Consider the following 26,257-nt stretch of genomic DNA (forward strand, 5'->3'; position numbering starts at 1 on the left):
CAGGGCTGTGCATACCCTCCGGGTCAGGGCCGGGGATCCGGCAGTGCCATGGGATTGGGGAACCGGAGCTCCGCGGCGCAGGCACCGGCCAACGGCTCGAGCAAGCCGGACAGTTCGCGCACATCACCGGCCGACAGCCGCTGCCAGGGACGCGCCGCCGCCCGGTCCGTGGCCTCCTCGACCGCCGAGTACACCCGGCGCCCCTCGGCCGTGGCCGAACCGTCCGCCGCCAGCAGCCCCCGCCCGGCCAGCCGCCGCCCCGCCGCGCTCCACTCCTCGTCCGTCCACCCCCGGTAGGGCTGGAGCTCGGAGCGCGGCACATCGACGCCCGCGCGCAGCACGAGGGCCTCGCAGCCGTCCAGCCCGGCGGCGACCAGGGCCGCGACATGGCCGTCGCCGCGGTGTTCCCGCAGCAGGGTGGCTGCATGCCACAGCCGGTCGAGCGGATCGACCGGGAAGCCCAGCGCCGAGTTCGCGGCGGCGAGCACCCGCCCGCTGTGGTCCAGATCCTGGGCGTGCTCGCGAAGCAGCCCGGCCGCCTTCTCGGCCTCCCGCTCCAGCCCGGAGAGCAGCCGGACCAGCGCCGCCCGGGCGCCCGAGCGCCGGATGCCGAGCGCCTGCCCGGGGGAGACGGTCTCCCACACCGAGGGCAGCGCACGGGCGACGGTATCCGGTGCGAAGCCGAAGAAGGCGGCCGTCACCGGCTCCGGGCCGATCGGCCCGAACGGCGCGGCGCGGCCCGCGAAATAGCCCCGGCGCCAGCCGCGCAGCCCGGCCTGCTCAAAGGCCGACAGCGCCTCGGGGGCGAAGTAGGTGACGGCATGGACCGGTTCGAACAGCCGCCAGAGGGCACGGGCCGTCGCTGCCGCGTCATTCATCGGGAACCTCCGTACGCAAGGACCTCACACAAACTCGCGCAAGCCTCGCAGAGTCTCCCACGCCTCCGCCATGATCCGTTCGATCAATTCGGCGCAGGACGGCAGATCCTCGATGACCCCCGCCACCTGCCCGGCGGCCATCACCCCGAGATCCGTACGGCCGTCCACCATGGCCGCCCTCAGCAGCATCGGGGTGTTGGCGGCCAGCAGCACCTGACCCCAGCCCAGCCCCTTGGCGCGCCTGACGGCCAGCCCGTCCCGGATCATCCGGCGCCGGCTCAGGCCCGAGACCCGGCGGAAGGCGGCGGCCCGCCGCAGCGCCGGCAGCAACGCCGAGGCGCGCCCGGCCCGTTCGAGACTGCTGACAAAGGGGGTGCGAAGCATCCGGTGGGGGAGGCCGTCCACCTTCCTGGTGACGGTGATGTCCCCGACCGTCGCGGCGAGATAGGCGGCCTTCACCGCCGCCGGAACCGTACTGTCCGCGGTGAGCAGGAAGCGGGTGCCCATCGCGATGCCCGACGCGCCATAGGCGAGGGCGGCCACCAGGCCACGGCCGTCGTGGAAGCCGCCCGCCGCCACCACGGGGATGTCCACCGCATCGACCACCTGCGGCAGCAGCACCGTGGTGGCGACCTCGCCGGTGTGGCCGCCGCCCTCCCCGCCCTGCACCAGGACCGCGTCCGCACCCCAGGCCGCCACCTTCTCGGCATGCCGCCGGGCGCCGACGGACGGAATGACCACCACCCCGGCATCCTTGAGCCGGACGATCAACTCCCGGGAAGGAGCCAGCGCGAAGGAGGCGACCCGCACCCCTTCGCCGATCAGGAGGCCGACGCGGTCCGCCGCGTCGCCCGCGTCCGCGCGCAGATTGACGCCGAAGGGCGCGTCCGTGCGCTCCTTCACCTCCCGCACTGCCGACCGCAGTTGGGCGAGGGACATGGTCGCCGAACCCAGCACACCGAGTGCTCCGGCCCGGGCCACCGCCGTCACCAGCCGGGGCCCCGCGACCCACCCCATGCCGGTCTGCACCAAGGGATGCCGGACGCCCACCAGCCGGGTCAACGCGGTGTCGAGCGTCATCCGCCCACCTCCCCGGCCCGCCGGCCCGCCGGGTCGATCACCTCGCGGATCAGCCGGAGTTCCCCGGCCGTGGGCTCCCGGGTGACCGGCACGGCGGCGGGCACGGCGAGCGGAAACCCGGTGGCCGCCCGCACCTGCTCGACGGTGACACCGGGGTGCAGCGAGCGGACCCGCATCGCATGGTCCGGGGTCTCGAAGTCGAGCACGGCCAGGTCGGTGATCACCCGGCGGATGTGCACGGACCGGCCCCGGTCGTAGCCGACGCCGCACACCATGTCGACCCGGTCCACCAGCACCCTGGGGGAGTGCCGGGGAATCCAGTAACTGGTCGGATGGTTGAGCGTATTGACCGGAGCGCCGCGCACGCCCAGCAGTTGGCGCGTCGGACGCCGCCAGTCGCCGATGCAGCTGATGTTCTGGTTGCCGTACCGGTCGAGCTGGCTCGCACCCATCATCACATGCCGCTTTCCGCCGGTGACCAGGGCCAGGTGCCTGCGGTAGGGCAGCCAGCCCTCCACACTGCCGTCCTCGGCGACCAACATCGCCTCACCATCCGTCAGTAGCAGCTCCGGCGCGAAGGTGAGCCTCGCCAGCCGCGCCCCGATCGTGGGGATCACCCCCATCGGGCCGGCCAGGATCTCGCCGTCCCCGCGCCAGGCCTCCGCGCAGGCCACGACGCACAGTTCGGCCCTGGTCATGCCCGGCCGCCATGGAAGGCGGCGACCGCGGCCCGGTAGTCGTCCTCGTCCCCGGAGAGGAAGCGGCCGGTGAACTCCCGCCACCGGGCCTCGGATCCGGCGGCCCGTGCGTACGCCGCCTGGAACGCCTCGTCGCGCCCGTAATCCGGTGCGCACGAGGTGAAGTGCGCACCGCCCGGCGCCTCGATGACCCCGGTCACGCAATGCCGCTGCACCAGCAGGGTCTGCGGACCGCCCGCGCCCGCGAACTCGCCGCTCGCCACGCCCCGTTCGCAGGAGACATACGCCTCCCGCGCCGCCTCGCAGAAGAGATCGTCGAAGTAGGGGTCCGGCCCCAGGTACTGGGCGTTGCCCCGCCGGTCCGCCCGGTTGAGGTGGACCAGGGCCGCGTCCAGGGTCAGCGCGGGCACGGCGACCAGCTCCTCCGCGTCCTCGTACGGTGAGACCACCGTCCGCAGGCATGGGTTGACCCGCATCACATCGGACCCCAGCCCCGCCCGGACGGGCAGGAACGGCAGCCGGTGCGCGGCCGCCGTGAGTCCCCACATGAGCATCGCCTCGTCCAGCTCCATCAGTTCCAGCGAGCCCTGCTGACGGGCAGTGCGGAAGTGCGGTTCGAGCGGAATGGAGTCAAGGGTGACAAAGGCGGTGACCAGTCTGCGGATCCGGCCCGCCGCCGCCAGCAGGCCCACATCCGGGCCGCCGTAGGAGACCACGGTGAGATCGGTGAGGCCGGACCGCAGCAGCGCCCGTACCAGAGCCATCGGTTTGCGCCGCGAGCCCCACCCGCCGATGCCTATGGTCATGCCGCTGCGCAGTCGGCCGACGGCCTCGTCGGCGGTCATCCGTTTGTCGGCGGTCACCCGGACCCTCCTCCCAGGAATGCCTCGCGATGGCGGTCCGCGACGCCGCCGAGGTTGGCCTCGAAGGTGAAGCCCTGCTCATAGCGGTAGCTGCGGCGCACATCGACGGGGTCGATGCCGTTGAGCGCGGCCTTGGCCAGCCGCAGCAGCGCACCGTCCTTGACCGCGATCTCGCGCGCCAGCTCCAGGGCGGCGTCCGGCAGTTGCTCCGCCGCTACGACGCGCCACACGGAACCGTGCCGGTGCAGCTCCCGCGCGGTGACCGTGCGGGAGGTGTAGTACAGCGTGCGCATCAGATGCTGGGGGACCAGCCGGGCGAGATGGGTCGCGGCGCCCAGCGCACCCCGGTCCAGCTCGGGCAGGCCGAAGGTGGCGTCCTCGGCGGCCACAATGGCGTCGGCGTTGCCGGCCAGCCCGATGCCGCCGCCGAGACAGAAGCCGTGCACCGCCGCGACGACCGGGACCGGGCACTCATAGACGGCGGCGAACGCCTCCGCGCACCCGTGGTTGGCGCCGATCAGGGCCCGGTGGCCGGGTGTGCGCTGCAACTCCTTGAGGTCCACACCGGCGTTGAAGCCCCGCCCGGCCGCCGCCAGGACCACACAGTTGACCGCGGGCTCGGCCCCCGCCGCGCGCAGGGCCCGCGCCAGCTCGTACCAGCCTTGCACGGGAAGGGCGTTGACCGGAGGAAAGTCCACGGTGATGACGGCGATGCCCGGTTCCGGGCGTGCGGTGGAGACACCCATCGGGGGATCAGCTACCTTTCCACCAAACATTTGTTAGGTGCGGTGCCTCAACGACGGTAGCAGCGGTCCGCCCGCTGCGGGAGGGTGGCGCGATGGACGGCCGGGTCGCCGTTGTCACCGGCGGTACCCGTGGCGTGGGCGCGGGCATCGCCCGGGCCTTCGCCCGCGCGGGCGCGGGCGTGGTCGTCTGCGCCCGCCGCCGCCCGGAGCGGCCGCTCCCGGCGGGCGTCCGCTTCCTGCCGGCGGACCTGCGCCAACCCGACGCCGTCCAGGCCCTCTTCGACCGGATCGCGGCGGCGCACGGCCGGATCGACGTCCTCGTCAACAATGCCGGGGGCACCCCCTTCCGCCCGCTCGACCAGGCCCCGCCGGAGCGGCACGCCAGGATCCTGGAACTCAACCTCACTGCGCCCCTCACGGCCTCGCTCGCCGTCCACCGGATCATGCGCCGACAGGCATCCGGCGGCTCCATCGTCATGGTCGGCAGCGTCAGCGGCTCCCGCCCCTCACCCGGAACCGCCGCATATGGCGCCGCCAAGGCGGGACTTGAGCACCTCGCCCGCTCCATGGCCGTCGAGTGGGCCCCGCTGATCCGGGTCAACACCCTCGTCCTGGGCATGGTGCGCACCGAATCCGCCCACCTCCACTACGGCGACGCGGAAGGCGTCGCCGCCGTCGCCCGCACCGTGCCCGCGGGCCGCCTCGCCGAGCCGGACGAGGTCGGCGAGGCGGCCGTGTTCCTCGCCTCCGACCGCGCCGCCTACATCACCGGCGCCAGCCTGCTCCTGCACGGCGGCGGGGAACGCCCGGTGTTCCTCTCCGCCGCCAACACCCGCCAATCACCAGGGGAGTTGTGAGATGACCGGACTCTGTACCGACCGGGTGGCCATCGTCACCGGCGCCGGACGCGGCCTCGGCCGGGCGCACGCCCTCGCCCTCGCCGCCGAGGGCGCGCGGGTCGTGGTCAACGACCTTGACGTCGCCCCCGCCCGGCAGGTCGCCGACGAGATACGGGCACGCGGCGGCGAAGCCGTCGCGCACGCCGACGACATCGCCACCACCAACGGCGCCGCCTCCCTCGTCGCCACCGCCCTGGAGACCTACGGGCAGTTGGACACCCTCATCAACAACGCCGGGCTCCTGCGCGACCGGATGCTCGTCAACCTGGACGAGGACGACTGGGACACCGTCATCCGCGTCCACCTCAAGGGCCACTTCCTCCCCCTCAAACACGCCGCCGCACACTGGCGCGCGGAGACCAAGGCGGGCCGCCCGCCGGTCGCCCGGGTCATCAACACCACCTCGGGTGCCGGGCTGTCGGGCAGTGTGGGCCAGGCCAACTACGCCGCCGCCAAGGCCGGAATCCTCGGCCTCACCCTGGTCGCGGCGGCCGAACTGGCCCGCTATGGCATCCAGGTCAACGCCATCGCCCCCGCCGCGCGCACCAGGATGACCGAGCACGCCTTCAGCGAGACCATGGCCGCCCCACCGCCCGGTGCCTTCGATGCCATGGCCCCGGAGAACGTCTCCCCGTTGGTGGTCTGGCTGGCCGCCGCCGACTCCGCGGGCGTCACGGGCCGGGTCTTCGAGGCGGTGGGCGGGCGCATCGCCGTGCTGGAGGGCTGGCACCCCGGCCCGGTCACGGACAAGGGAGACCGCTGGACTCCCGCGGAGGCGGGCACGGCGGTACGCCGCCTGCTCGCCGAGGCCCGTCCGCCGCAGCCGGTCCACGGGGCGGGCATGGGCCGGACACCGGCCGCATGACATGCTGGCCCGCATGGCGGATCACGCAAGCCATGACAACGTTCGCAGAAGCTATGACACCGTGGCCGAGGAGTACGCGAGCCGGCTGCACGACGAGCTTGTCGGCAAGCCGCTCGACCGGGCACTGCTCGCCTGCCTCCTGGAACAGACGGAACCAGACGCTCCGATCGCCGACCTCGGCTGTGGCCCCGGACAGGTGGCGGCCTGGCTTGCCGAGCACGGCGTTCGGTCGGTCGGCATCGATCTGTCCGCGGGAATGCTCGCCGTCGGCCGTCGCCGGTATCCGGAAGTGGAGTTCAGGGAAGGCGACTTGCTGGCGCTGCCCGCCAAGGACGGCGAATTCGGAGCAGCCGTAGCCCTCTACACGATCATTCACCTTGACCCCGGCGAATTGCACCGTGCCTTTGCGGAAGCATGGCGAGTACTGCGTCCTTCCGGTCTTCTCCTGCTCTCCTTCCATATCGGTGAAGAGGTCCGGCACCTGGACGAATGGTGGGGGCAAACGGTGGATGTCGACTTCCGCTTCCTGGATCCTTCCCAAGTCGCCGGACTGCTGGGCGAGTCCGGTTTCAGCGTGCAGATGCGGATGGAACGCAGCCACTACGCCCATGAGGCCGAGACACGGCGGGCCTATCTCCTGGCCCGCCGGATGATCTGAAACGGCCTTCCCGCTCCGCCCGTTGACGAGCGAGCCGAGTCAGAGGAAGAGCCCGTTCGCGAGATAGGGCGCCGGGACGGGCATGTCGCGGACGGCGATATAGCCCTCCTGCCCGATGTCGAGACGTGCGGCCAGGCCGACATCGACCGCCCACTCATTGGGAGTGGTGATGCAGTTGACCAGGGTGTCGCCCTGCGAGGAGGCCAGGGCCTCCCACAGCAGGCGCTGCGCGGTCTCCGGTTGCGCGGCGGCCAGCAGTGACGCCCGCCCCCGGTCGTCGATGTAGGCGTATCCCGGCTTCGCCCGGTCCCGGGACACAACCAGCCGGAGGGTGTCCAGCAGGTAGCCATGATCGGGGCCGTGGCCCGCGACACGCAGGTCCCGGTCCAGCCGGTCCATCCACTCGAAGTCCTCGGCCCGGCCCTCCCGGAGGCCATTGACCGCGGGGAGGGTGGACCGGTCGACGGTGCCGGTCATCTGCATCTGCGGGTGGAGGGAGAAGCCCGCCAGCCGGTACCGCCGGGTGGCGCCGGGGTGGATGGTGGAGGAGAAGATGCCGGGGCGGCCGTCGGCATGCTCGAGGGCGGCGTCCATCAGACGCTTGCCGATGCCGCGTCCCTGATGGATCGGCAGGACGCCATAGGTCGCGAGGATCCAGAGACGCTCGCGGTTCTGTGAGACGGCGAATCCGATGACTTCGCCGCCGCCCGAATCCGCGTCCACCGCGACCCAGCAGCCTCCCGGGTCGACACTCAGGTAGTGGCGCATCCGGTCGATCCACTGCTTGGAGGCGACCGCCGAACGCGGCTCGGGCTCCGGCTCGCCGAACCGTCTGCTCTCCCGCTCGGCTTCCAGGAACGTCGCCTCCGAGGCCCGTTCCGCGGACGGGAGATCGCCCTCCTGCATCGGCCTGACCTGTACGGATTCCATGACCTCAGGGTAGGGACCGGTGCGGCCGCACCGCATCCGGATTTCCGTGGAGGATCGGCAACGAGGGGATCTTCAACCCCCGTTCGATCTGCGACAGGTAGTCCGGGGAAATTCCAACGAGACCGGCGACGACGTCTTGACGGCGTTGCTTCCGGTAGTGGCGGACTCTCTCGCCGATCGGTGGATGCGGAGCGGCCATCGCTACCTTCCGTACAGGCTGATTCACTTGTCCTAACCCTAGCGACGGTCTGCACGTCGTTGCTGGGGGAACGCCCCGATGGGTGACAGGCTGGGGTTCGGCGGCAGAGGGGTTGAGATGGCAACACAACTGGTTCTCTGGGACATTGACCACACACTCCTCGACACCGGAGGGGTCGGACGAGCACTGTTTGCCGAGGCGTTCCGGAAAGTGACCGGCCTGGAGATGGAACGGCAAGCCCGCGTCGACGGCCTGACCGAGTCGGTCATCTTCCGAACGACCGCCGAGCTGCATGGACTCACCGTCAGCCGCGAAGACTTCGAGACATTCGCTGGAGCCCTTGCGGAGGAACATCGTCGGCGTGCTGCCGTCTTGCGTGAGCGAGGGTATGCGCTGCCGGGCGCTGCAACCGTACTCAGGGCGCTGGCTCACGTCCCCGGCGTTATGCAAACTGTCGTTACCGGCAACGCGCGCATCGCCGCAGAGATCAAGCTTGCGACCTTTGGCCTGGACAGGAACATGGATCTGGGGATCGGTGCGTACGGCGACGAAGACGACGAACGTTCCAAGTTGGTGGCTCTTGCGTTGCATCGGGCCGGATGCGCTGCCGAGAGAAGCGTTTTGGTGGGTGACACCCCGACGGATGTACAAGCGGGTCTGGACAACGGAGTCCGTGTCGTTGGAGTGGCTACAGGACGGTCTTCCGAGGACGAGCTGAGGGAGGCAGGTGCCCAGACCGTCGTGCCGGACCTGACAGCCACGCAGCGCCTCGTCAACGTACTCACCGGGAAGGCCTGCTGACGTATACGGGGCATGGCGGTGGCCCCGGGCAACCTACACTCACGGCATGACGATCACGTATGAGTGGCGAGGCGACTTCGAGAACGCAGCCGTCAACGCGCTGCATGCGGAGGGATTTCACCACCGGATCCTGGACATCGACTGGCTGGCGCAGGTGCAGCGCCACAGCCTCGGCTGGGTCTGCGCCCGGCGTGACGGTGAACTCGTCGGCTTTGTCAACGTCGCATGGGACGGTGGGGTCCACGCATTCATCCTGGACACCGTGGTCAGGGGAGACCAACGTCGCTCCGGGATCGGGGCCGGACTCGTCGCCGCAGCCGTTCGAGGCGCCCGGGCGGCGCAGTGCGAATGGCTGCACGTCGACTTCGAGGACGATCTGCGGGCGTTCTACTTCGACGCCTGCGGATTCAAGCCGACGGACGCGGGCCTCATCGCGCTCTGAGTGAGAGGCCATGGACGGTGAGGCCGCCGTCTTCCATGCCTCCGGCCGTGCCCCGGCCGGATGGCACTCGTCCCTGAGCATGCGGCCGGGCAGCCTATGGGGTCTGCTGCTCAGACGCTGCCCGCCACTCGTCCTCCAGGATCGAGTAGGTGAGGGAGTCCCGCCAGACACCGTCGATGCGGACATGATGCCGGATGCGGCCCTCCTCGGTGAATCCCGCGCGCAACAGGGTCTTCTCCGAGCCCTCGTTGAGCGGAGCCCGGGCGGCCCCGACGCGGTGCAGACCCAGGTGCCGGAAGCCGAGGGTGAGCAGGAGGTGGACGGTCTCGGTGCCGAATCCTCCGCCCCAGACGTCGGGGTGGAGCATAAAGCCGATGGTGGCGGCGGCTCTGCGGGTGAGCGGATCGAGGTCGAGGTTGAGGTTGGCGTAGCCGACCAGTCGCCGGTCTTCCGCGCGGACCACGGCGAGCAGGTAGAAATCGCGGGGGTCTGCGCTCGCGGTGGCGATCGCGCGGGATACGACGTCCGCCACCTGTTCGCGGGTGCGGGTGGGCATGGTCATGTGCCGGGTGACCTCGGCGTTGCCCTGGACGGTGTGGAGAGCGTCCACGTCGTCGTGGTGGAGCTCGCGGAGGTGAAGGCGGGGGCCTGCGATGTTGACCGGGTTCATGGGCGGGAGACTAACCGCGGGAGGCGGTAACGTGTTGATCTTCGTCGGCTGTGGCCGGCATGTCCCGCGGGGCTGCCGCCGCGTTCCCGCCGCGCACGTCCCTCGTCACCGCGGATCGGCGACCGACGCGTATTGCCGGTGAGTTTGTCACCTCGGTGAGCAGGTTGGCTCAGGGCACGCTTCCTTCACGGATTCTGTCCTGAGCCGCCGCGTGCAGCCGGTCCGCCGCCTTTTGCAGCAGCGACTGCATGAGCGAGGGATCGGCGGTGGTCTGCCCGCCGAAGGTGACCGTCGTGATGTTCGCGCCCTCCCGGACCAAGAGGATCTCGATGTGCAACTCGGTGCCCGATGCCGTGGGGAGCTTCCCGGAGATGCGCATGCCGGCGGACTCATCGTCCAGTTTGGGCACGGTCACCTGCTTTATATCGGTTTTCTGCGGGCCGCCCCAGTTGAAGTCCAGGTTGGCGCCGTCGCAGGCGGCGGGCAGATCCCGGGCCACGGACATCGTCTTCCGCGCTTCCGCCGCGCTGCGGTAGGCGTCGACCTCCAGGCCGATGTGCTCGTTGGTGGCGGGCTTGGAGAAGTTCCGGCTCGAAGTGGCCTGCTCCTGGCCCGCTTTGGGGCCGGTCCACGATGTGAAGTACGCGTCACACCGCGGGCGGCCCGAGCCGGGGTTCGTGTCCGCCTTGGAGCTTTGGCCCCCACTGCCGCCGGAGGGGCTGGGCGACGCGTTGTCGTGGTCGACCTCCCAGCCGTATCCGAGGTCCTGGTCGGTGAGGAGAGCGGCTTCGGTCTGCGCCTTGGTGAAGGTCTCGGCACGCGCCGGCCCGGGACCGCCAGGGCCGCCGCCGGGTCCATCGTCACCGGAGCCGCCGCAGCCTCCGACCGCGACCAGTGCCGCCAACGCGACGCCGACGCTCCCCGTACACCTCGCAACGCGCCCCACCCGCATGGTCATTGCCCCTCATCCGGCTGTACATGTCATGACCGGGATACGATACGGCGCCATGCGATCCGGCGGGATCCGTTCCCGGTGGCAGGGTCGCGGGGTGTGCCGGTCAGGCACGAGGCAGGACGGAGAACCCCGCTGTTCCTGACCGTCACCGTACAGATGGCGGCCCAGACGGTGAGCGGTCTGGCCCTGGGCACGCTGGTCTACGCGGCGACCGGCTCCCCGCTGCTCTCCGCCCTCAGCATGTTCGGGCCCTCGCTCGCCCAAGTGGTCGGCGCGGCAGCGCTGTTGTCGGCGGCCGACCGGCTGCCGCCGCGGGCCGCGACCTCCGTCATGGCGCTCGTCTTCGGTCTCGCCACCGCCGTGCAGGCCGTTCCCGGGCTGCCCGTGTGGGCCGTGTTCGTCATCATCCTGGGCCTTGGGGTGATCTCCTCGGTGGGCGGCGGAGTGCGCTATGGGCTGCTCAACGAGATCCTCCCGAAGGAGGGTTACCTGCTCGGCCGCTCCGTGCTCAATATGACGGTCGGCACCATGCAGATCGTCGGGTATGCGATCGGCGGCCTGTTGGTGGCCGTTCTCTCGCCCCGCGGCACACTGCTCACCGGCGCCGCCCTGTACCTGGCCGCGGCGGCCCTGGCCCGGTTCGGGCTCGGCCGACGGCCGCCGCGCGCCGCCGGCCGGCCGTCGGTCACCGAGACCTGGCGGAACAATGCGCGGCTGTGGTCCTCGGCACCCCGTCGCCGTGTCCTGCTCGCGCTCTGGGTGCCCAACGGACTGATCGTGGGCTGCGAATCCCTCTTCGTCCCCTACGCTCCCCGGCACGCCGGGCTCCTGTTCGCCCTCGCCGCGCTCGGCATGCTGGCCGGGGACACCCTGACCGGCAGGTTCGTCCCGCCCCGGTGGCGGGAGCGGATCGGGGCCCCGCTGCGGCTGCTGCTCGCCGCTCCGTATCTGCTCTTCGCCGTGCACCCGCCACTGCCGCTCGCGGCGACGGCCGTGCTCCTCGCCTCGGTCGGATACGCGGCCGGCCTGCTGCTCCAGGAACGGCTGATGGCCCTGACCCCGGACGAGCTGAGCGGGCATGCCCTCGGGCTGCACTCCTCCGGCATGCTCACCCTGCAGGGCGTCGGCGCCGCGCTGGCCGGAGCCCTCGCCCAACACACCTCTCCAGCAACGGCGATGGCCGCCCTGGCGGCGCTCTCCGTCGCGGTCACCCTGGCCCTGGGCCCCGGACTACGGCGCGACCGCGGGCGCGTCGGGAACAAGGACGCGCCGGCGCATGCCCTGCCGACGGCATCTCAGGCGCCTTAGCCACATACTACGTGACACGTAGTACGTGGTGTGTAGCATGGCGCCGGAGCGGCACCCCATACCAAGGAGGCACAGGAGTGGCCAGGCACACCAACGACGCCCAGATGCTGGTGCTTTGCGCACTGGCGGACGGACCACTGCACGGTTATGCCGTCAACCTGGCCATCGAGAGGCTGTCGGGCGAGCGCCTCGGACCCAGCAGCCTCTACGGCGCCCTGGCCCGCCTGGAGGCGAAGCAGCTGGTGGAGCCCCTGGCAGGGCAGGGCCGCCGACGCCCGGTGCGCCTGACGTCCAGGGGCCGTGCGGCACTTGAGCGAGAGGCACGGTCAATGGCCCGGGTGAGTGAGCGCGTCTTCGAGGCCTCCACTCCCGACAAGGTCGGCTACCTCGACCGGCTGGCCGCGACGGGCCAGGCCCGCTCCTACAAGCACCTCATGCTCGACGCACTGGATGCCCGGCCCGGCCAGACCCTGCTCGATCTGGGCTGTGGCCCGGGCACCGACCTCACCGCCCTCGCCGAGGCGGTCGCCCCCTCCGGGGCGGTGATCGGCGTCGACTCCGATCAGGAGATGACCAAACGGGCAGCCGAGCGCACCGCGCACCTCGCCTCGGTGGACATCCGACTGGGCGACATCCACCAACTCCCCTTGGCCGACAACAGCGTCGACCGTGCCCGGACCGACCGGGTGCTGCAGCATGTGGCGGATCCGGCCCAGGCGCTCGCGGAGGCCCGGAGGGTACTGCGTCCGGGCGGCAGACTCGTCATGGGCGAGCCCGACTGGGACTCACTGGCCATCGACTGTCCCGAGCTCGAGGTCACGCGCGGCTACGCCCGTCATATCGCGGACCGGGTGGTACGCAATGGCGTCATCGGCCGGCAACTGGCCCGGCTCGCCGTGGAGTCCGGGTTCACGGTGCCAACGGTCTTCCCCGTCACATCGGTCTTCCGCGACGTCCGGGCAGCCGACGAGATCCTCGGCCTCCAGCGCAACACGGAACGCGCGGTGGAGGCCGGCTACCTTCCCCCCGCGGCATCGCGGCAGTGGCTCGAACACCTTGCCACCGGGCCGTTCTTCGCGGCGGTCACGCTGTATGTCGTCGTAGCGGAAGTGGCCTGAGCGTCTGTCGCGAGTAACCTCGGCAACCATGAGCAGGCGCCGGCGGAAGTAACTTTCGAAGCGGCTCGCCCTGGCGGCCCGTGCGCCCCCGGGCGAGGAACGTCCAAGCCCAACCCCACGTCCTCGCCACGATTGCCGCATTCCACGAATGCGTCTGGCCAAGCTGTTGATCGTGTTGCGGTGTTCGCTCGGCTGTCGCCACCATTGTGAGAGCCCGAAGGGGAATGTCTGGCGCCGCCGGCGAGGTGGCCATGATGCGGAACAAGATCGCACTCGAAGAGCACTTCGGTGCAACCGACCCCGATATCGTCGGGCAGTCCAAGGAACACTTCACGCCGCAGACCTGGCCGGAGGCACGAAAACAGCTCCTGGACATCAACAACACCCGGCTGCGGAAGATGGATGCCCTGGGCATCGAGCGGAACATCCCCTCCCTCCTCGCACCGGGCATCCAGAGCATGTACACACCGGCCACGCCGTCGACTGGGCCCGGCGCCTCAACGACCACGAGGCCAAGGTTGATCGAGCCGTGACCAAGGTCATTACGCCCTCACAACGTGGACGGGCTGTTGTCGTAGTGGGGCGGGCGGTAGCGTCGATCGCATGATCTCGGACGAGGGCCAGACCCAGGGCGGGGCGTCGGACTTCACCGCGGAGAGTGCGGCGGCCGCGCTCGACGAGGCTTGTGCGGCTGCCGGGTTGATGGCGTCGGGTGCCGAACTGGTGCGGTTGGGATCCAACGCGGTGTACCGGCTGGCGGACGACCCGGTGATTGTCCGTATCGCGCGCGACCCTGATGCCCTCGAAGAGATGCAGCGAGCCGTACGGGTCGCGCGGTGGCTGGAGACAGAAGACTTCCCTGCGACGCGCCTGCTGCATGGCTCGAGGCAGCCCCTGACGGCTGCTGGCCGCGTCGTCACCTTCTGGCAGAGCGATCAGGACCGCGAGGAGTACGCGACGGTCGAGGAGCTGGCGGATCTGCTGCGCCGACTCCACTGGCTGGAGGAGCCGGAGTCGCTGGGACTTCCGTATTTTGATCCGTTTGCGAAGGTGTGGGCCTCCCTGCGCACTCTGTACGGCGTATCGCAGGAAGACGAGGAATTCCTGGAGAAGCAGGCCGCCAAGCTCAACAAAGACTACGGCCAACTGGATTTCGTTCTCCCCTTCGGCATCATCCACGGGGACGCGAGCATAGGGAATGTGCTGCGAGGACGGGACGGTCATGCTGTGCTCATCGACCTTGATGGGTTCGTCCTCGCGCCTCGCGAATGGGACCTCATACTTACTGCGATTTATTACGACCGATTCGGATGGCATCACCGAAGCCAATACGAGACATTTATCTACCACTATGGGTTCGACATCATGAACTGGCCAGGGTATGAAGTTCTGGCAGACATCAGAGAGTTCATGATGGTGGTCTGGATTGGGCAACAGGTCTCTACGAGCACAAAGGCGGCGGCGGAGTTCATCCGTCGCGTGGATGCGTTGAAGACGGGCGGCAGCCGACGGAACTGGCGACCTTTCTGACCATGGGCGCGTTGGGCCTGATGTCATTGGTTTGCCTGGGGGCTGGCGGAAATCCACAAGCGGTGTTCTGCTATCTGGCCGTAGAATTCCCGGATCCCCGTTGTCTCACCACGGTCGGCGAGATGTCCGCGGAACTCGCCGAGATAGGCGACACAACGAGCCGACTTGAGCTGTTCTCCGAGGTCCAGGGCGTCCAGAGCCACGCGGCATGCCTCTTCGGGCTCTCCCGCGTGTAGATGTGCGTCGGCCAGGACCATCGTCACGAAGAAGTCGCTACGTACGTGCTTGCCGCTCATCGCTCGCTCGGCGTGGGCCACCGATTGGCGCGCACTGTCCACGTCACGGAAACAGTGGGCTGCCTCGGCGGCAAGTTCGGCTTCGTCAAAATACGTGATCCATTCCGGCTCATCCCCACTGTTGCGGCTTTCCAGCGTTTTCGTCGCCTCGGCAAGAGCCAGCTCGCATGCGCGAATGTCGCCGGCGCGAGCCAGCGCACGAGCCGCCATGGCATGGAACTGTGCCATGAGTGTGGGTGTTGCCACGCCGGAGATTCCCATGCGCGCCGCGCGAGCGAGCGTTGCCGCCTCGGTGAAGTGCCCCAGAAATGTTGCCTGATGGCTCATGGCAGAGAGGATGCTCCCCGCCAGTCGGCGATCGTTTCCGTCCTGTGCTAATCGCAGCGCCTGGAGAAAATACCGCTGTCCCAAACCATGATGGCAGGCGTCGTAACACATCCATCCTGCCAGGAGCGTGGATTCTGCGACTGTGGCGAACAAAGCACGCCCCACAGATTCCGAGTACTGGCCCTTGAGAAGCGGGGCGACATCCCGGCTCAAATACTGCACAAGCGACTGTCGTGCGTGGTCGCCACCGAACCGGTCGTCCAGTTGGGCAAAGACATCCGTCGTAGCCTTGATTGTCGCTACGTCCGTGAGCCCTACCCGGGTACTGCCGCCCCTGGCGGCCGATGGGAAGGATGGTTCCGGTGCCACAAGCCAACGAAGGGAGGCTTCGTGCCACGCGGGCGCTGACGGCTCGGACTTGATCAGCGGCTCGAAGCCGTGCAGGTCCGCACGCCAGAGCTGGTCGACACTGCTGATCGCGGCTTCGGGGCTGGGCGGGTAGCGCGTCTCCAAAAGCTCGGCGTCGTTTCCCGTGACGTGGTGCAGCCTGAGTTCGGCCGCAGTGACGCCGAGCGCTTCGCAAACAACCGGTCCGTAGAACTCATCCGGGATGCTGTGCCCGTTCTCCCAACTGGCGATACGGCGCTTCACGCCTTCGTCGGAAATCAGGGATTTCCCGTGGCGCGCTGCGGCGGCACGCATTTCGGAGATCAGGCGCAACTGACTCCAGCCACGGCTCTTACGCGCCTCCCTGAGCCGCACTCCGAAGGGCTTCGCAGGGTCCGTCATGGCCGCCTCCCTTGGTGGAGCACAGCATCTGTGACCTTCACTTCACTCAATGTACGCACTCATGATCCGCTGTATACGCGGTTCCTCGACAACGCCCGTTGCCGCAAGGGGAAATGGGGGGGTGACGTGGTGGAGCGAGGTGCGTCACCTCACGTCACCTCTCGTCATCTGCACTGGTCACGGGCTTGTGGCCGAGGCTGGTCACACGACGGCCGGATGGGTCGTCGTCAAGGGCCAACTGAGGTGAGAAGACGTGCAGATGATGACGCGGCGTGGGGCCGCGTGGCTGTCCGCGGCGGCTGACAAGCCGGAAGAGTGCCGTGAGATCTGGGAGGACGACCCACGCAGGCCAGTCGCCTTCCGGGCGGGCCAGCTCTTCGACGTGGTGGTGGTCAACCAGCGCCTCGGAATGGAGACCTTTGATCAGCTCGACCGGAAGAGGATGCCGCTTGGCCCGGTTGAGATTGACCGGGCGGCAAAGAAGGTGGGATTCTTTCTGCCGCCGGATTCGCGGGAGTGGTTCCGCCGACAAATGACCTGTGAGGCGTCGGCGCCTCCTGACTATCACTACCTTGACCTTGGTTCCGTGGTGGTGGTGCCGGGGCCGATGTCGCTGCCTGGAGATCGCTATGAGTGGTTGCGTGCGCCGTTGCGTCAACCGGAAGCGACTCCTGTGCGAGCGGTGGCCCTTGCTCTGATGCTCGTAGCGTCGGCTGAACTGCTCGCACGAGCGGATCGGTATGGCGACGAGCAGCTGTGGCTGCCGGATCCGGAGATCACGAAACAGACAGCGCCTCATGGAGAGTGAGGGTGACGGACTCGCTGACGGTGCGCGCTGGTCGCCGACTGACAACAGTGAGTGGCATGCCGCCCGAGGCTCGACGGCAGCCCTGCGGGATGTGCTGATCGCGGCAGGTATGGAGAAGGGCTTCCCCTACCTGCGCGCCGACCTCAACGCGTTCGGGCACGGGTTGGTCGAGCTGGGCCGAGTCTCACCGGAGACGGCGGAGAGACTGGCCGAGTTGCTGATGTTGGCCATGACGTGTGCGCATGACCTCCGGGAGACCGACGACACCGGCGGGCCGCAGCCCATTGAGCCCAGTTGGACAGGCGACTGACGTGACTGATCCACGTGGTGTGCGCGCGAAGCGGGCTGACACCCTCGCCCCCGGGGTGCCCTATGTTCAAGGCTGGGCTGCAACGGAACGCGGGGCCGCTGCTCTCGCGGGGAAGTTACGTCTGCTCGGCCTGGAGTCGGACTTCCCAATGTTGAAGGCGGACGTGAGCGTCTTTGGTGACGGGCTCGTTCAACTCAGAGTCGTACGACCCGAGGCGGTACGCCTTCTGCTCGCCGCCCCGCATCTGCTCTTCGCCGTGCACCCGCCACTGCCGCTCGCGGCGACGGCCGTGCTCCTCGCCTCGGTCGGATACGCGGCCGGCCTGCTGCTCCAGGAACGGCTGATGGCCCTGACCCCGGACGAGCTGAGCGGGCATGCCCTCGGGCTGCACTCCTCCGGCATGCTCACCCTGCAGGGCGTCGGCGCCGCGCTGGCCGGAGCCCTCGCCCAACACACCTCTCCAGCAACGGCGATGGCCGCCCTGGCGGCGCTCTCCGTCGCGGTCACCCTGGCCCTGGGCCCCGGACTGCGGCGCGACCGCGGGCGCGGGCGCGGCGGGAACGAGGATGCACAGCCCGGGCCTGCACGGCGCGGCCGCAATTGCTTTGACCTCCGGGATCATGGTCACTAATTTCGCATTCATGTCTGATACTCCACGTCTCCCTGGACTGACACTGGCCGAGGCGGATCGGCTGGTGCAAGCCGCGCTGGCGGTCGGTGCCGAGCAAGGATTCCCTCCGCTGGCGGTGGCCGTCGTCGACCTTGCCGGAGAGGTGATCGTCCTGCGGCGGGACGATGGCGGTATGCCTATGACCAGCCGAATTGCTGTGGCCAAGGCGCGCACTGCGCTGCTTGCACTGCGGCCCTCCGGCCGGATCAAGCTGCCCGGGGAGATCGTCGACAGCATCCAGCACCTCTACGGCGGCGACTTCATCCCGTACGCCGGCGGTGTTCTGGTCACCGACGGTGGGTTGATCATCGGTGCCGTGGGCGCATCCGGTGCCCTTGCCCTCGAAGATGAAGAGGCCGCGCAAACGGCGGTGCGGCGCTGGCAGGAGAACCGTTCCGCTGGATAGCCGGAAGTGATGCGGCGGCGCGGCGCTGGGCCGGCCACCCGCGGCCCGCAGTCACGGGACCTCACTTCCGGCGGAGCGCTCAGGCTCCCAAGGCCCCCATCAGCATCGGGAAGGAGGCGACCAACTCCCGCTCCCAGTAGGGCCAGCTGTGGGTGCCGGTGGAGGCGCACACCGTGGCCGGGATGGCGAGCTGGGCGAGGCGCGCACGGAGTTGCTCGTTCATCCCGTGGGCGGCGGCCTCGATCGCGTCGTTCTTGCCGGGTGCGGGCGGGTTGGCGCACCGGTCCCGGGACGGGGGCGGGTCGCCCCACTTCCAGCCGGGGCCGTTGTCGGTGCCGTTTCCGTAGGAGAGGTAGAGAGGGGTACCGGCGAGCCCCTGCGCCTGGTACAGCGGGCTGTTGAGCTCCCAGATCGCGCGCTGGCGCACCTCACCGGGGTCCTCGGTGCCAAAGGGGTAGCCGGGCTCTCCCCAGATGCGCCGCCAGTCCTCAAGGCAGGAGACGGCCCCCGCCTTGACGAGGTCGGGGCCGCTGAGGCCGCCGTCCGGCGACGTGAACAGGGGGTTGGCCATCCCGCTGTACGAGGCGGCCGCGCCGAACATCCCGGGGCGGGCGGCGGCGAACTTCAGGGCGCCCAGACCGCCCATGGACAGTCCGGCGATGGCCCGGCGCGGCCCGGCCCGGTAGTCGCGCTCGAGCAACGGCCGCACTTCGTCGAGGAGATAGGTCTCCCAGGCCGGAGGGCCTCCGGCGCCGTGGTTCCACCAGTTGCTGTAACTGCTGCAACCGCTGGTCTCCGGCATCACCACGATCACGTCCCGGCCAGCGGTGAGCTGCTCGATATGCGTATGGGCGGTCCAGTCCGTGTGGTTGCCCGTACCGCCGTGCAGCAGCCACAGGGTGGGCCAGGTCCGGTGGGCGGTCCGGCTCCAGCCCTCGGGCAACAGCAGCCGGACCCATTTGGTCCTGACCGGTCCCTCGAGCTCGGGCGAGGAAATCGCGATGTCGAGCGTCCGGCGGCCGTGTCCGACCTCTCCGACCACCCGCGCCGGATTGCCGGCCGCCCGCGCGGTCCCCGGCCCGGACACCAGCGGGGACATCAGCAACGCAAGGATGACCAGCATCGTCCGAAGAGCCCTGCACACCATGCGACCCGACCCTCTCACCGTGAGTGACGGGGGTCATATTAGGGTGAGGCGGTGACGACTTATGTGGCACTGCTGCACGGCATCAACGTGGGCGGCAAGCGGCGGGTTCCCATGCAGACCCTGCGCGAGCTGCTCGGCGGCCTGGGCTGCGGTGCCGTGCGCACCCATCTCAACAGCGGGAACGCGGTGTTCACCCACCCCAAGGCCGACGCGGGGAGGCTGGCCGCCGGGCTGCAGCAGGCCATCGAGCGCGAGCTGGGACTGTCCGTGGCCTGTGTCGTCCGCGAGGCGGATGATCTACGGCGCGTCATTGACGCCAATCCCTTCGCCGGGCGTGAGCTCGCACCGAGCCGGTTCCTGGTGATCTTCCTGGACGGTCCGGCCGATCCGGAAGCGGTCGCGGACCTCGACCCGGCGGCCTATGCGCCCGACGAGTTCGCCCTCGGTGAGCGCGAGGTCTATCTGCACTGCGCGAACGGCATCCGGGACTCCAAGCTGGCACCGGCACTGAGCCGGCGTCCCCTGGGAGCGGTGGCCACCGCGCGCAACTGGAACACGGTCACCAGGCTCGCGGAGCTGGCCGCCGAATGAGTCGAACGGCCGCCGCATAGGCTTTCGGGCATGAAGCTGCGTTTCCCCCGTCGTCGGCGCGGGCGACTGCTCGCCGCCGCGGCCGCCGTCGCCGTGTTCGCCGGTGCGGGCACCTGGACCGTGGCCGCGGCCACCGGTGGCGATCCGCCCGTGCATCGCGAGGACCGGTTCCTGACGATGCCCGAGGGACCGGGGTCCAAGGCCACGGTCCGGATCGACACGTCCTTCTTCACCTCCGGCGGCCCGGAGCGCCGGCCGGCCGTCCTGCTCGCACACGGCTTCGGTGGCAGCAAGGACGAGACGCGCGGCCAGGCCGAGGAGCTGGCACATGCCGGGTACGCGGTGCTGACCTGGTCGGCGCGCGGCTTCGGCAAGTCCACCGGGCGGATCGGGCTCAACGACCCGGACCGCGAGGTGGCCGACGTCAGCCGGATGATCGACTGGCTGGCCGAGCGGCCCGAAGTGGAGCTCGACAAGCCCGGGGACCCCAAGGTCGGCATCGCGGGCGCCTCCTACGGCGGCGCGGTCTCCCTGCTGGCGGCCGGCTACGACAAGCGGGTGGACGCCATCGCCCCGCAGATCACCTACTGGAACCTCGCCGACTCGCTCTTTCCGGGCGGTGTGTTCAAGCGCCTGTGGACCGGCATCTTCTTCACCACCGGCTCGACGTCGGCTCCGGCCGGCCTGGACGGGAAGGCCGGGCCCGCCTCCGGCGGCTTCGGCTGCGGGCGCTTCGAGCAGGCCCTGTGCGAGATGTACGAGCGGGTGGCCGTCGCCGGAAAGCCGGACGCCGCCGCGCGGGACCTGCTGGAACACCGCAGCCCCTCCGCCGTCGCCGGCCGGATCGGGGTGCCCGCGCTCATCGTCCAGGGGCAGAGCGACTCGCTCTTCCCCCTGGACCAGTCCGACCGAACCGCCGAGGCCATTGCCCGCAATGGCGCACCGATCGCCGTCGACTGGATCGCGGGCGGCCACGACAGCGGCTACGGCGAGAGCGACCGGATCGCCCAGCGCACCCGGAGCTGGTTCGACCGCTATCTCAAGGGAGACAAATCCGCGGACACCGGCCCCGCCTTCCGGGTCAGCAGGACCGGGGGGATCGACACCACCGCCGGCAAGCCCCAGTTGCGCGGCGCGAGCGGCGAGCACTACCCGGGGTTGCGCAATGACACCCGGCGGGTGCCGCTGGCCGGCCGCGAGCAGCGCTTCGGCAATCCGGCGGGCGGCGCCCCACCCGCCGTCTCCGCGCTGCCCGGGCTGGGTGCCGTGTCCCAGCTGTCGGGGCTCGGTGTCGGACTGTCGCTGGACTTCCCCGGCCAGTACGCACGCTTCGACTCCGCCCGGCTCGATGAGAGCGTCCGCGTCACCGGCTCGCCCACCGCGAAGGTCAAGGTGGCCTCGGACAGCGGTGAGGCGGTGCTGTTCGCCAAGGTCTATGACGTCGGGCCGAATGGTCAGCAGCAGCTGCCCGGGCAGCTCGTCTCCCCGGTGCGGGTCGGTGACGCCAAGGGCGGCAAGGAGGTCGAGCTGCGACTGCCCGCCATCGACCACACCTTTGAGGCCGGGCACCGGATGCGCCTGGTGCTCTCCTCCACCGACCTCGGCTATGCCTCACCGGCCCGGCCCGCCACCTACACCGTCTCCCTGGCGGGCGACGGGCTGAGCGTACCGACCGCGCCGGGCGTGCGGACGGCCTCGACCGCCCTGCCCTGGTGGACCTGGGGACTGCCGACGGCCGGACTGGCCGTCGCGGCCGCCGTACTGCTGACCGGCCGTCGCCGGACGACCGCCCCCGCACCCGACCCGGCGCTCGCCGACGTGCCCCTGCAGATCACCGGCCTGGCCAAGCGCTACGCCAAGTCCACCGACCGGTATGCCGTCCGCGACCTCTCCTTCCGGGTCGAACGCGGCCAGGTCCTCGGGCTCCTCGGCCCCAACGGCGCGGGCAAGACCACCACCCTGCGCATGCTCATGGGCCTCATCCGCCCCGACGGCGGCGAGGTCCGGGTCTTCGGGCAGGCGATCCGCCCCGGGGCACCCGTACTGTCGCGCGTGGGGGCGTTCGTTGAGGGCGCGGGCTTTCTGCCGCACCTCTCCGGCCGGGCCAACCTCGACCTGTACTGGCGGGCCACCGGCCGCCCGGCCGAGGACGCGCACCTGGACGAGGCCCTGGAGATCGCCGGACTCGGCTCCGCGCTGGAGCGCGCCGTACGCACCTACTCCCAGGGCATGCGGCAGCGGCTGGCCATCGCCCAGGCCATGCTCGGACTGCCGGATCTGCTGATCCTGGACGAGCCGACCAACGGTCTCGACCCGCCGCAGATCCGGGAGATGCGCGAGGTGATGATCCGCTACGCGGCGGCCGGCCGTACCGTCATCGTCTCCAGCCATCTGCTGGCCGAGGTCGAGCAGTCCTGTACCCACCTGGTCGTGATGGACCGGGGGCAGCTGGTGACCGCCGGCCCGGTCGCGGAGATCGTGGGCTCGGGCGACACCCTGCTGGTGGGCGTCGAGGGCGAACTGACCGAGGCGATGGCCGAGAAGGTGGCCGCCCTGCCGGGCGTGGGCTCGGCCGTCCGTACCGACGAGGGCCTGCTGGTGCGGCTGGACGGCGCCGGCGCGCCCGGACTGCTGGTGGAACTGGTCCGGCTGGAGGTCCCGGTGTCCAGCGTGGGCCCGCACCGCCGGCTCGAGGACGCGTTCCTGACCCTGATCGGAGGTTCGGCATGAGCAGCACGGCGCCACCGGTGTCCGCGCCCGGCTACCAGGCGCGGCGCACCCTGCCGCTACGGGTGGAAGCGGCACGGCAGTTGCGGCGCAGGCGCACCCTCGTCGTGGGAGCGATCCTGGCCGTCCTGCCTTTCGTGCTGATCGCCGCCTTCGCCATCGGCGGCCATGGCAACTCGCGGGACGGACGGGTGTCCCTGCTGGACACCGCCACCGCCTCCGGGGTGAACTTCGCAGCGACGGCGCTGTTTGTCTCGGCGGGCTTTCTGCTGGTGGTTCCGGTGGCCCTGTTCTGCGGTGACGCGGTGGCCTCGGAGGCGAGCTGGTCCTCGCTGCGCTATCTGCTGGCGGCCCCGGTGCCCCGCACCCGGCTGCTGCTGAGCAAGCTGGCGGTGGCGCTGGGGTTCAGTGCGGCGGCCATGCTGTTGCTGCCGCTGGTGGCCCTGGCCGCGGGCACGGTCGCCTATGGCTGGGGTCCGCTGAAGATCCCCACCGGCGGCACGCTCCCCACCGCGACCGCGACCGAGCGTCTGGCGATCGTCGTCGTCTATGTCTTTGTGGGCCAACTGGTCACCGCGGCCCTGGCGTTCTGGCTGTCGACGGTCACGGACGCCCCGCTCGGCGCGGTCGGCGGGGCGATGGGGCTGACGATCGTCGGCAATGTCCTGGATGCGGTCACCGCCCTGGGCCACTGGCGCGACTTCCTCCCGGCGCACTGGCAGTACGCCTGGGCGGACGCCCTCCAACCGCACCTGGAGTGGGGCGGGATGATCAAGGGGACCGCGGTGTCGGTGGCTTACGCCCTGGTGCTGTTCGCCCTGGCCTTCCGTCACTTCCGGGCGAAGGACGTGGTGTCCTGAGCGGAGCCGTGCCCGGGGCACGTCTTCCAGGCGAGGCGGTAGGGGGTGTCGGTGGTACCGTCACCGGCGCCCATCACCAGGTAACTCCTGGTCGTCGAGGGGTTCGACGTGCCCTCGTGCACCCTCAGTTCGGTGTTGAGGACGAGGTCCCGCTGCTCGCCGCAGGGGGCGTAGACGAGGGCCTCGTCCCGGATCACCTCGGATGCCTGCCATGGGCCGTCGTAGGGGCCGGCGAATCCCTGACTCCAGTCCGCGGTCTGCGATCCGCCCTGAAAGTACTGGCGGGCCCTCACCAGGCCCGTGGCCCCCTTCTCCAGATGCGCATAACCGCTGTACTCCGCCCCGGCGATCGCATAGGTGAAGCCCTGCGGGACGTTGACCCGCAGGCCGACCTGGCAGTTGCTCCGGCTGTCGCCCGGCTGTGAACCCGCCCCCGCCTGGGCGGGAAAGCTTCTGGTGGAGAGCACAAAGCCGGTGTTGTCCGGCGCGACCGCCACCATGGCCGTCCCTCTGGGACAGCCCGATCCATTGACCAGCGCCACGTCGATCACCACCTTGCCGGGCGGCGGCGTTCCGCCTCCGGCGGCGGCCGAAGGCGAAAGCGTGGTGGCCGCGAGGGCCACGGCCGCACTGCCGATCATCATCGGTCCGAACACGGAGTCCTCCTGCCGCTGCGGGGGCGCGGGGTCGCTGTGCGAGGCTCATGTCACCACCGGGCATGGGGCGCGTACAGGTCAACTTGAGCCGAGTACCGCCCTCCCGGTGATCGGTCAGCTGCGGTCGGCCGCGATCAGCAGGTAGTGGAAGTCCCGATGGGCCGACCTGCCGCAGGGGGACGGGCGCGGCAATTGAATCCTCCCCTCCCTGCCGGAATCGAACGAACTGAGCACTCGGGCCACGGACGGCTGGTTTACTCCGCAGGGCGTCAGGACAGTGGGGCGTGCGTCAAGGCCGCACGTCAGAGCCGCGAGGGCGCGGAGACGGCCTTGTGCCGCTCCCTGGGCCGTGTTATCTCTCGGCGAGGGCCACAGCCAAGTCGAGCCTTTTCTGGACGGAGTTACGGATGACGGCGCCAATCCCCGACACGACCGATGCACCGACGGCCGCTGCAGGCTCGTCCCGTCTGCTGGCACGGCTGCTGTCCGGGCCGTCCGGCATCGGGACGAACTCGCTGCGTCTGGCCCGGACTTTGGCACCCGACCCGGCCTCACCGGTCATGGAATCGCCATCCGCCCCCGCCCCCTGCGCGCCGCCGCCCTCGCAACGGATCGAGGGCCTCTACTGCCCGCCGGCCGTACGGGACGACCGCGCGCTGGCCGATGAGGTCAACGCCCGGCTTGTCGAGTGGGCCGAGAAGGAAGTGCACCTCTACCCGGAGACCGAACTCAGGGAGGGGCTCCTCTCCTTTGACGCGGGACGGTCGGTGGTTCTCTGTCACCCCGACGCACCCGACATCGACCACCTGATGGCCGCCGCCCGCCTCCTGATCGGCGAGAACGCCGTGGACGACTACTTCTGCGAAGCGGAGTACGGCGGCAGCGCGGACCGCCGTGGTGCGGCGCTGGCCGTCGCCCAGTCCGCGATCGACCCCGCCCACAACACCCCCCGCTATGAATCGGACTGGCGGACGGGGATCGACTCCCATCCGGCCCTGCGCTCGATGCGGTCGGCCATGGACCACTTCCACGCCCTGGCCACCCCGGCACAGGCGCACCGCTTCCGGCACGACATCGTCAACCTCTACCTCGGGTACGGCGCCGAGGGCGACTGCATCAGCCAGGTGCGAACCCCCGCCGTGTGGGAGTACCTGGTACAGCGGCAGTTCAACAGCTTCCGCCCGTGCCTGACCCTCACCGACTCCATCGGCGGCTACGAGCTGCCTGCCCACCTCTTCGCGGAGCCCGCCGTACAGCGTGCCGTCGCCCTGTCCTCCAACGCCTCGACCCTCTGCAACGACCTCTACTCGCTGCGCAAGGAGCAGGCGAGCGAGCGCTTCCACTACAGCCTGCCCACTGTGATCGCCGCCGAAGAGGACTGCTCCATCGAGGACGCCTTCCAGAAGGCGATCGAGGTCCACAACGACATCGTCCACCACTTCGAGGAGCAGGCTGCCGCGCTCTCCGCCACCAATCCGCTCGTCGCCCGCTTTATGACCGGGCTGTTCAACTGGATGTGCGGCAACCACGAATGGCACGCCGGGAACGTGGGCACGCGTTACGCAACGTCTCCCTGAGCGGATCCGTGCGATCGCCTCGGCGAGTGCACGGCCCCGCAGTGTCTACATGCTCGCCGTGGTCCGCGCGGAAGACCGGCGGCTGGTCGGCTACGCCGACCTCGACCTCGACCCGTTCGCCCACCGGGCCGCCACCGTCGGCTTCATGCTCCATCCCGACGTCTGGGGCGGAGGGCTCGGCACCGAGACCGTCCACCTCCTGCTCACCCTCGGCTTCCGGCAGCTGGATCTGCACCGCGTCTGGGCCACCCGGTCGCCGCTCAACACTGCTTCCGGCAAGACCCTGTTGAAGGCCGGCATGACCGAGGACGGCCGCATCAGGGATCACTTCTTCACCGGCGGAGCCTGGCAGGACTCCCTCACCTATTCCATCCTGGACCGGGAATGGCGGGCTCCCGAGGGGTCCTCACCTGCTGGCTCGCAAAGTCGGGTGGGTGTGCGTAACCACGTATG

At 69.9% G+C, this 26,257-nt stretch carries 29 protein-coding genes and 1 pseudogene; 18 read left to right on the forward strand and 12 right to left on the reverse strand.

Going from position 1 to position 26,257, the window contains the following annotated elements:
- Nucleotides 1-23: 23 nt before the first annotated feature.
- Genes ABCR83_RS17050 through ABCR83_RS17070 form a run of 5 tightly spaced genes read right to left on the reverse strand, consistent with a single transcriptional unit; the run spans nucleotide 24 to nucleotide 4,265 of the window.
- Nucleotides 24-878 (reverse strand): SCO6745 family protein, encoded by an 855-nt coding sequence (locus ABCR83_RS17050; RefSeq protein WP_462695880.1) that lies wholly within the window; start codon nucleotides 876-878, stop codon nucleotides 24-26.
- Nucleotides 879-902: 24 nt separating this feature from the next.
- On the reverse strand, nucleotides 903-1,958 hold the full coding sequence (locus tag ABCR83_RS17055) for an NAD(P)H-dependent flavin oxidoreductase (RefSeq protein WP_462695881.1): 1,056 nt from the start codon (nucleotides 1,956-1,958) through the stop codon (nucleotides 903-905).
- Complete coding sequence (locus tag ABCR83_RS17060) at nucleotides 1,955-2,656, reverse strand: CoA-transferase subunit beta (RefSeq protein ID WP_462695882.1); 702 nt, start codon at nucleotides 2,654-2,656, stop codon at nucleotides 1,955-1,957. The genes ABCR83_RS17055 and ABCR83_RS17060 overlap by 4 nt, the downstream gene beginning before the upstream one ends.
- Nucleotides 2,653-3,501 (reverse strand): CoA transferase subunit A, encoded by an 849-nt coding sequence (locus tag ABCR83_RS17065; RefSeq protein WP_462695907.1) that lies wholly within the window; start codon nucleotides 3,499-3,501, stop codon nucleotides 2,653-2,655. The genes ABCR83_RS17060 and ABCR83_RS17065 overlap by 4 nt, the downstream gene beginning before the upstream one ends.
- 14 nt (nucleotides 3,502-3,515) lie before the next feature.
- The gene (locus tag ABCR83_RS17070; protein WP_462695883.1) at nucleotides 3,516-4,265 is read right to left on the reverse strand and encodes an enoyl-CoA hydratase family protein; all 750 of its coding nucleotides are present in this window, start codon (nucleotides 4,263-4,265) and stop codon (nucleotides 3,516-3,518) included.
- Between the two features lie 92 nt (nucleotides 4,266-4,357).
- Between ABCR83_RS17070 and ABCR83_RS17075 the strand changes: the two genes are divergently transcribed.
- Genes ABCR83_RS17075 through ABCR83_RS17085 form a run of 3 tightly spaced genes read left to right on the forward strand, consistent with a single transcriptional unit; the run spans nucleotide 4,358 to nucleotide 6,687 of the window.
- A complete protein-coding gene (locus ABCR83_RS17075; protein ID WP_462695884.1) occupies nucleotides 4,358-5,122 on the forward strand; it encodes an SDR family oxidoreductase in 765 nt (254 codons plus the stop codon).
- A gap of 1 nt (nucleotide 5,123) precedes the next feature.
- Complete coding sequence (locus ABCR83_RS17080) at nucleotides 5,124-6,029, forward strand: SDR family oxidoreductase (RefSeq protein WP_462695885.1); 906 nt, start codon at nucleotides 5,124-5,126, stop codon at nucleotides 6,027-6,029.
- A 13-nt stretch (nucleotides 6,030-6,042) separates the two neighbouring features.
- Entirely contained in the window at nucleotides 6,043-6,687 is a 645-nt protein-coding gene (locus ABCR83_RS17085) for a class I SAM-dependent methyltransferase (protein WP_462695886.1), read from the forward strand.
- 39 nt (nucleotides 6,688-6,726) lie between these two features.
- On the opposite strand, the gene ABCR83_RS17090 is transcribed toward ABCR83_RS17085, so the two are convergent.
- Nucleotides 6,727-7,617: a GNAT family N-acetyltransferase gene (locus ABCR83_RS17090; RefSeq protein ID WP_462695887.1), complete on the reverse strand. Its 891-nt coding sequence runs from the start codon at nucleotides 7,615-7,617 to the stop codon at nucleotides 6,727-6,729.
- A 4-nt stretch (nucleotides 7,618-7,621) separates the two neighbouring features.
- Entirely contained in the window at nucleotides 7,622-7,816 is a 195-nt protein-coding gene (locus ABCR83_RS17095) for a helix-turn-helix domain-containing protein (protein ID WP_462695888.1), read from the reverse strand.
- Nucleotides 7,817-7,894: 78 nt separating this feature from the next.
- On the opposite strand from ABCR83_RS17095, the gene ABCR83_RS17100 reads away from it, so the two are divergent.
- Nucleotides 7,895-8,617, forward strand: a complete 723-nt coding sequence (locus ABCR83_RS17100; RefSeq protein ID WP_462695889.1) for an HAD family hydrolase — start codon at nucleotides 7,895-7,897, stop codon at nucleotides 8,615-8,617.
- Between the two features lie 46 nt (nucleotides 8,618-8,663).
- Nucleotides 8,664-9,059 carry a GNAT family N-acetyltransferase gene (locus ABCR83_RS17105; protein ID WP_462695890.1) on the forward strand — a complete coding sequence of 132 codons (396 nt, stop codon included), beginning with the start codon at nucleotides 8,664-8,666 and terminating at the stop codon, nucleotides 9,057-9,059.
- A gap of 94 nt (nucleotides 9,060-9,153) precedes the next feature.
- Here ABCR83_RS17105 and ABCR83_RS17110 read toward each other — a convergent pair whose 3' ends face one another.
- Together ABCR83_RS17110 and ABCR83_RS17115 are read right to left on the reverse strand one after the other, a co-directional pair.
- Nucleotides 9,154-9,729 (reverse strand): GNAT family N-acetyltransferase, encoded by a 576-nt coding sequence (locus ABCR83_RS17110; protein ID WP_462695891.1) that lies wholly within the window; start codon nucleotides 9,727-9,729, stop codon nucleotides 9,154-9,156.
- A 169-nt stretch (nucleotides 9,730-9,898) separates the two neighbouring features.
- The gene (locus tag ABCR83_RS17115) at nucleotides 9,899-10,687 is read right to left on the reverse strand and encodes a hypothetical protein (protein WP_462695892.1); all 789 of its coding nucleotides are present in this window, start codon (nucleotides 10,685-10,687) and stop codon (nucleotides 9,899-9,901) included.
- 93 nt (nucleotides 10,688-10,780) lie between these two features.
- On the opposite strand from ABCR83_RS17115, the gene ABCR83_RS17120 reads away from it, so the two are divergent.
- The 4 genes from ABCR83_RS17120 (at nucleotide 10,781) to ABCR83_RS17135 (ending at nucleotide 14,640) form a co-directional block, all read left to right on the forward strand.
- The gene (locus ABCR83_RS17120) at nucleotides 10,781-11,992 is read left to right on the forward strand and encodes an MFS transporter (protein WP_462695893.1); all 1,212 of its coding nucleotides are present in this window, start codon (nucleotides 10,781-10,783) and stop codon (nucleotides 11,990-11,992) included.
- 104 nt (nucleotides 11,993-12,096) lie between these two features.
- Nucleotides 12,097-13,110, forward strand: a complete 1,014-nt coding sequence (locus tag ABCR83_RS17125; RefSeq protein WP_462695908.1) for a methyltransferase domain-containing protein — start codon at nucleotides 12,097-12,099, stop codon at nucleotides 13,108-13,110.
- A 224-nt stretch (nucleotides 13,111-13,334) separates the two neighbouring features.
- Nucleotides 13,335-13,643 carry a hypothetical protein gene (locus tag ABCR83_RS17130; protein ID WP_462695894.1) on the forward strand — a complete coding sequence of 103 codons (309 nt, stop codon included), beginning with the start codon at nucleotides 13,335-13,337 and terminating at the stop codon, nucleotides 13,641-13,643.
- 70 nt (nucleotides 13,644-13,713) lie between these two features.
- A complete protein-coding gene (locus ABCR83_RS17135; RefSeq protein WP_462695895.1) occupies nucleotides 13,714-14,640 on the forward strand; it encodes an aminoglycoside phosphotransferase family protein in 927 nt (308 codons plus the stop codon).
- 23 nt (nucleotides 14,641-14,663) lie between these two features.
- Here the strand turns inward: ABCR83_RS17135 and ABCR83_RS17140 are convergent, their stop codons facing one another.
- Complete coding sequence (locus tag ABCR83_RS17140; RefSeq protein WP_462695909.1) at nucleotides 14,664-15,914, reverse strand: hypothetical protein; 1,251 nt, start codon at nucleotides 15,912-15,914, stop codon at nucleotides 14,664-14,666.
- A gap of 397 nt (nucleotides 15,915-16,311) precedes the next feature.
- On the opposite strand from ABCR83_RS17140, the gene ABCR83_RS17145 reads away from it, so the two are divergent.
- From ABCR83_RS17145 to ABCR83_RS17160, 4 genes and pseudogenes are all read left to right on the forward strand, one after another.
- The gene (locus tag ABCR83_RS17145) at nucleotides 16,312-16,860 is read left to right on the forward strand and encodes a bifunctional DNA primase/polymerase (protein ID WP_462695910.1); all 549 of its coding nucleotides are present in this window, start codon (nucleotides 16,312-16,314) and stop codon (nucleotides 16,858-16,860) included.
- Nucleotides 16,850-17,170 (forward strand): hypothetical protein, encoded by a 321-nt coding sequence (locus ABCR83_RS17150; protein ID WP_462695896.1) that lies wholly within the window; start codon nucleotides 16,850-16,852, stop codon nucleotides 17,168-17,170. The genes ABCR83_RS17145 and ABCR83_RS17150 overlap by 11 nt, the downstream gene beginning before the upstream one ends.
- A 217-nt stretch (nucleotides 17,171-17,387) precedes the next feature.
- Nucleotides 17,388-17,801 (forward strand): annotated as a pseudogene (locus tag ABCR83_RS17155) (MFS transporter); the annotation flags it as partial.
- Entirely contained in the window at nucleotides 17,737-18,246 is a 510-nt protein-coding gene (locus ABCR83_RS17160) for a GlcG/HbpS family heme-binding protein (RefSeq protein WP_462695897.1), read from the forward strand. The pseudogene ABCR83_RS17155 and the gene ABCR83_RS17160, both read left to right, overlap by 65 nt.
- A 79-nt stretch (nucleotides 18,247-18,325) precedes the next feature.
- Here ABCR83_RS17160 and ABCR83_RS17165 read toward each other — a convergent pair whose 3' ends face one another.
- Nucleotides 18,326-19,369 carry an alpha/beta hydrolase gene (locus ABCR83_RS17165; protein ID WP_462695898.1) on the reverse strand — a complete coding sequence of 348 codons (1,044 nt, stop codon included), beginning with the start codon at nucleotides 19,367-19,369 and terminating at the stop codon, nucleotides 18,326-18,328.
- Between the two features lie 75 nt (nucleotides 19,370-19,444).
- On the opposite strand from ABCR83_RS17165, the gene ABCR83_RS17170 reads away from it, so the two are divergent.
- Genes ABCR83_RS17170 through ABCR83_RS17180 form a run of 3 tightly spaced genes read left to right on the forward strand, consistent with a single transcriptional unit; the run spans nucleotide 19,445 to nucleotide 23,571 of the window.
- Nucleotides 19,445-19,984: a DUF1697 domain-containing protein gene (locus ABCR83_RS17170; protein ID WP_462695899.1), complete on the forward strand. Its 540-nt coding sequence runs from the start codon at nucleotides 19,445-19,447 to the stop codon at nucleotides 19,982-19,984.
- 30 nt (nucleotides 19,985-20,014) lie between these two features.
- A complete protein-coding gene (locus tag ABCR83_RS17175; protein ID WP_462695900.1) occupies nucleotides 20,015-22,714 on the forward strand; it encodes an alpha/beta fold hydrolase in 2,700 nt (899 codons plus the stop codon).
- Nucleotides 22,711-23,571 carry an ABC transporter permease gene (locus ABCR83_RS17180; RefSeq protein WP_462695901.1) on the forward strand — a complete coding sequence of 287 codons (861 nt, stop codon included), beginning with the start codon at nucleotides 22,711-22,713 and terminating at the stop codon, nucleotides 23,569-23,571. The genes ABCR83_RS17175 and ABCR83_RS17180 overlap by 4 nt, the downstream gene beginning before the upstream one ends.
- On the opposite strand, the gene ABCR83_RS17185 is transcribed toward ABCR83_RS17180, so the two are convergent.
- Entirely contained in the window at nucleotides 23,541-24,227 is a 687-nt protein-coding gene (locus ABCR83_RS17185; RefSeq protein ID WP_462695902.1) for a DUF4360 domain-containing protein, read from the reverse strand. The genes ABCR83_RS17180 and ABCR83_RS17185 overlap by 31 nt on opposite strands.
- A 407-nt stretch (nucleotides 24,228-24,634) precedes the next feature.
- Here ABCR83_RS17185 and ABCR83_RS17190 point away from each other — a divergent pair, with 407 nt between their 5' ends.
- Nucleotides 24,635-25,804 carry a family 2 encapsulin nanocompartment cargo protein terpene cyclase gene (locus ABCR83_RS17190; RefSeq protein WP_462695903.1) on the forward strand — a complete coding sequence of 390 codons (1,170 nt, stop codon included), beginning with the start codon at nucleotides 24,635-24,637 and terminating at the stop codon, nucleotides 25,802-25,804.
- A 49-nt stretch (nucleotides 25,805-25,853) separates the two neighbouring features.
- A partial coding sequence (locus ABCR83_RS17195) for a GNAT family N-acetyltransferase (RefSeq protein WP_462695904.1) occupies nucleotides 25,854-26,257 on the forward strand: 404 nt, incomplete at its 3' end.

Source organism: Streptomyces xingningensis (genome assembly GCF_054957865.1).

Coding starts and splice junctions, on each gene's coding strand:
- ABCR83_RS17100 (WP_462695889.1), top strand. CDS start 7,895: ATGGGTGACAGGCTGGGGTTCGGCGGCAGAGGGGTTGAGATGGCAACA.
- ABCR83_RS17180 (WP_462695901.1), top strand. CDS start 22,711: ATGAGCAGCACGGCGCCACCGGTGTCCGCGCCCGGCTACCAGGCGCGG.
- ABCR83_RS17115 (WP_462695892.1), bottom strand. CDS start 10,687: ATGACCATGCGGGTGGGGCGCGTTGCGAGGTGTACGGGGAGCGTCGGC.
- ABCR83_RS17110 (WP_462695891.1), bottom strand. CDS start 9,729: ATGAACCCGGTCAACATCGCAGGCCCCCGCCTTCACCTCCGCGAGCTC.
- ABCR83_RS17050 (WP_462695880.1), bottom strand. CDS start 878: ATGAATGACGCGGCAGCGACGGCCCGTGCCCTCTGGCGGCTGTTCGAA.
- ABCR83_RS17085 (WP_462695886.1), top strand. CDS start 6,043: ATGGCGGATCACGCAAGCCATGACAACGTTCGCAGAAGCTATGACACC.
- ABCR83_RS17160 (WP_462695897.1), top strand. CDS start 17,737: ATGCACAGCCCGGGCCTGCACGGCGCGGCCGCAATTGCTTTGACCTCC.
- ABCR83_RS17080 (WP_462695885.1), top strand. CDS start 5,124: ATGACCGGACTCTGTACCGACCGGGTGGCCATCGTCACCGGCGCCGGA.
- ABCR83_RS17060 (WP_462695882.1), bottom strand. CDS start 2,656: ATGACCAGGGCCGAACTGTGCGTCGTGGCCTGCGCGGAGGCCTGGCGC.
- ABCR83_RS17055 (WP_462695881.1), bottom strand. CDS start 1,958: ATGACGCTCGACACCGCGTTGACCCGGCTGGTGGGCGTCCGGCATCCC.
- ABCR83_RS17150 (WP_462695896.1), top strand. CDS start 16,850: ATGGAGAGTGAGGGTGACGGACTCGCTGACGGTGCGCGCTGGTCGCCG.
- ABCR83_RS17075 (WP_462695884.1), top strand. CDS start 4,358: ATGGACGGCCGGGTCGCCGTTGTCACCGGCGGTACCCGTGGCGTGGGC.
- ABCR83_RS17165 (WP_462695898.1), bottom strand. CDS start 19,369: ATGCTGGTCATCCTTGCGTTGCTGATGTCCCCGCTGGTGTCCGGGCCG.
- ABCR83_RS17090 (WP_462695887.1), bottom strand. CDS start 7,617: ATGGAATCCGTACAGGTCAGGCCGATGCAGGAGGGCGATCTCCCGTCC.
- ABCR83_RS17130 (WP_462695894.1), top strand. CDS start 13,335: ATGTCTGGCGCCGCCGGCGAGGTGGCCATGATGCGGAACAAGATCGCA.
- ABCR83_RS17105 (WP_462695890.1), top strand. CDS start 8,664: ATGACGATCACGTATGAGTGGCGAGGCGACTTCGAGAACGCAGCCGTC.
- ABCR83_RS17145 (WP_462695910.1), top strand. CDS start 16,312: ATGATGACGCGGCGTGGGGCCGCGTGGCTGTCCGCGGCGGCTGACAAG.
- ABCR83_RS17135 (WP_462695895.1), top strand. CDS start 13,714: ATGATCTCGGACGAGGGCCAGACCCAGGGCGGGGCGTCGGACTTCACC.
- ABCR83_RS17070 (WP_462695883.1), bottom strand. CDS start 4,265: ATGGGTGTCTCCACCGCACGCCCGGAACCGGGCATCGCCGTCATCACC.
- ABCR83_RS17190 (WP_462695903.1), top strand. CDS start 24,635: ATGACGGCGCCAATCCCCGACACGACCGATGCACCGACGGCCGCTGCA.
- ABCR83_RS17065 (WP_462695907.1), bottom strand. CDS start 3,501: ATGACCGCCGACGAGGCCGTCGGCCGACTGCGCAGCGGCATGACCATA.
- ABCR83_RS17125 (WP_462695908.1), top strand. CDS start 12,097: ATGCTGGTGCTTTGCGCACTGGCGGACGGACCACTGCACGGTTATGCC.
- ABCR83_RS17175 (WP_462695900.1), top strand. CDS start 20,015: ATGAAGCTGCGTTTCCCCCGTCGTCGGCGCGGGCGACTGCTCGCCGCC.
- ABCR83_RS17095 (WP_462695888.1), bottom strand. CDS start 7,816: ATGGCCGCTCCGCATCCACCGATCGGCGAGAGAGTCCGCCACTACCGG.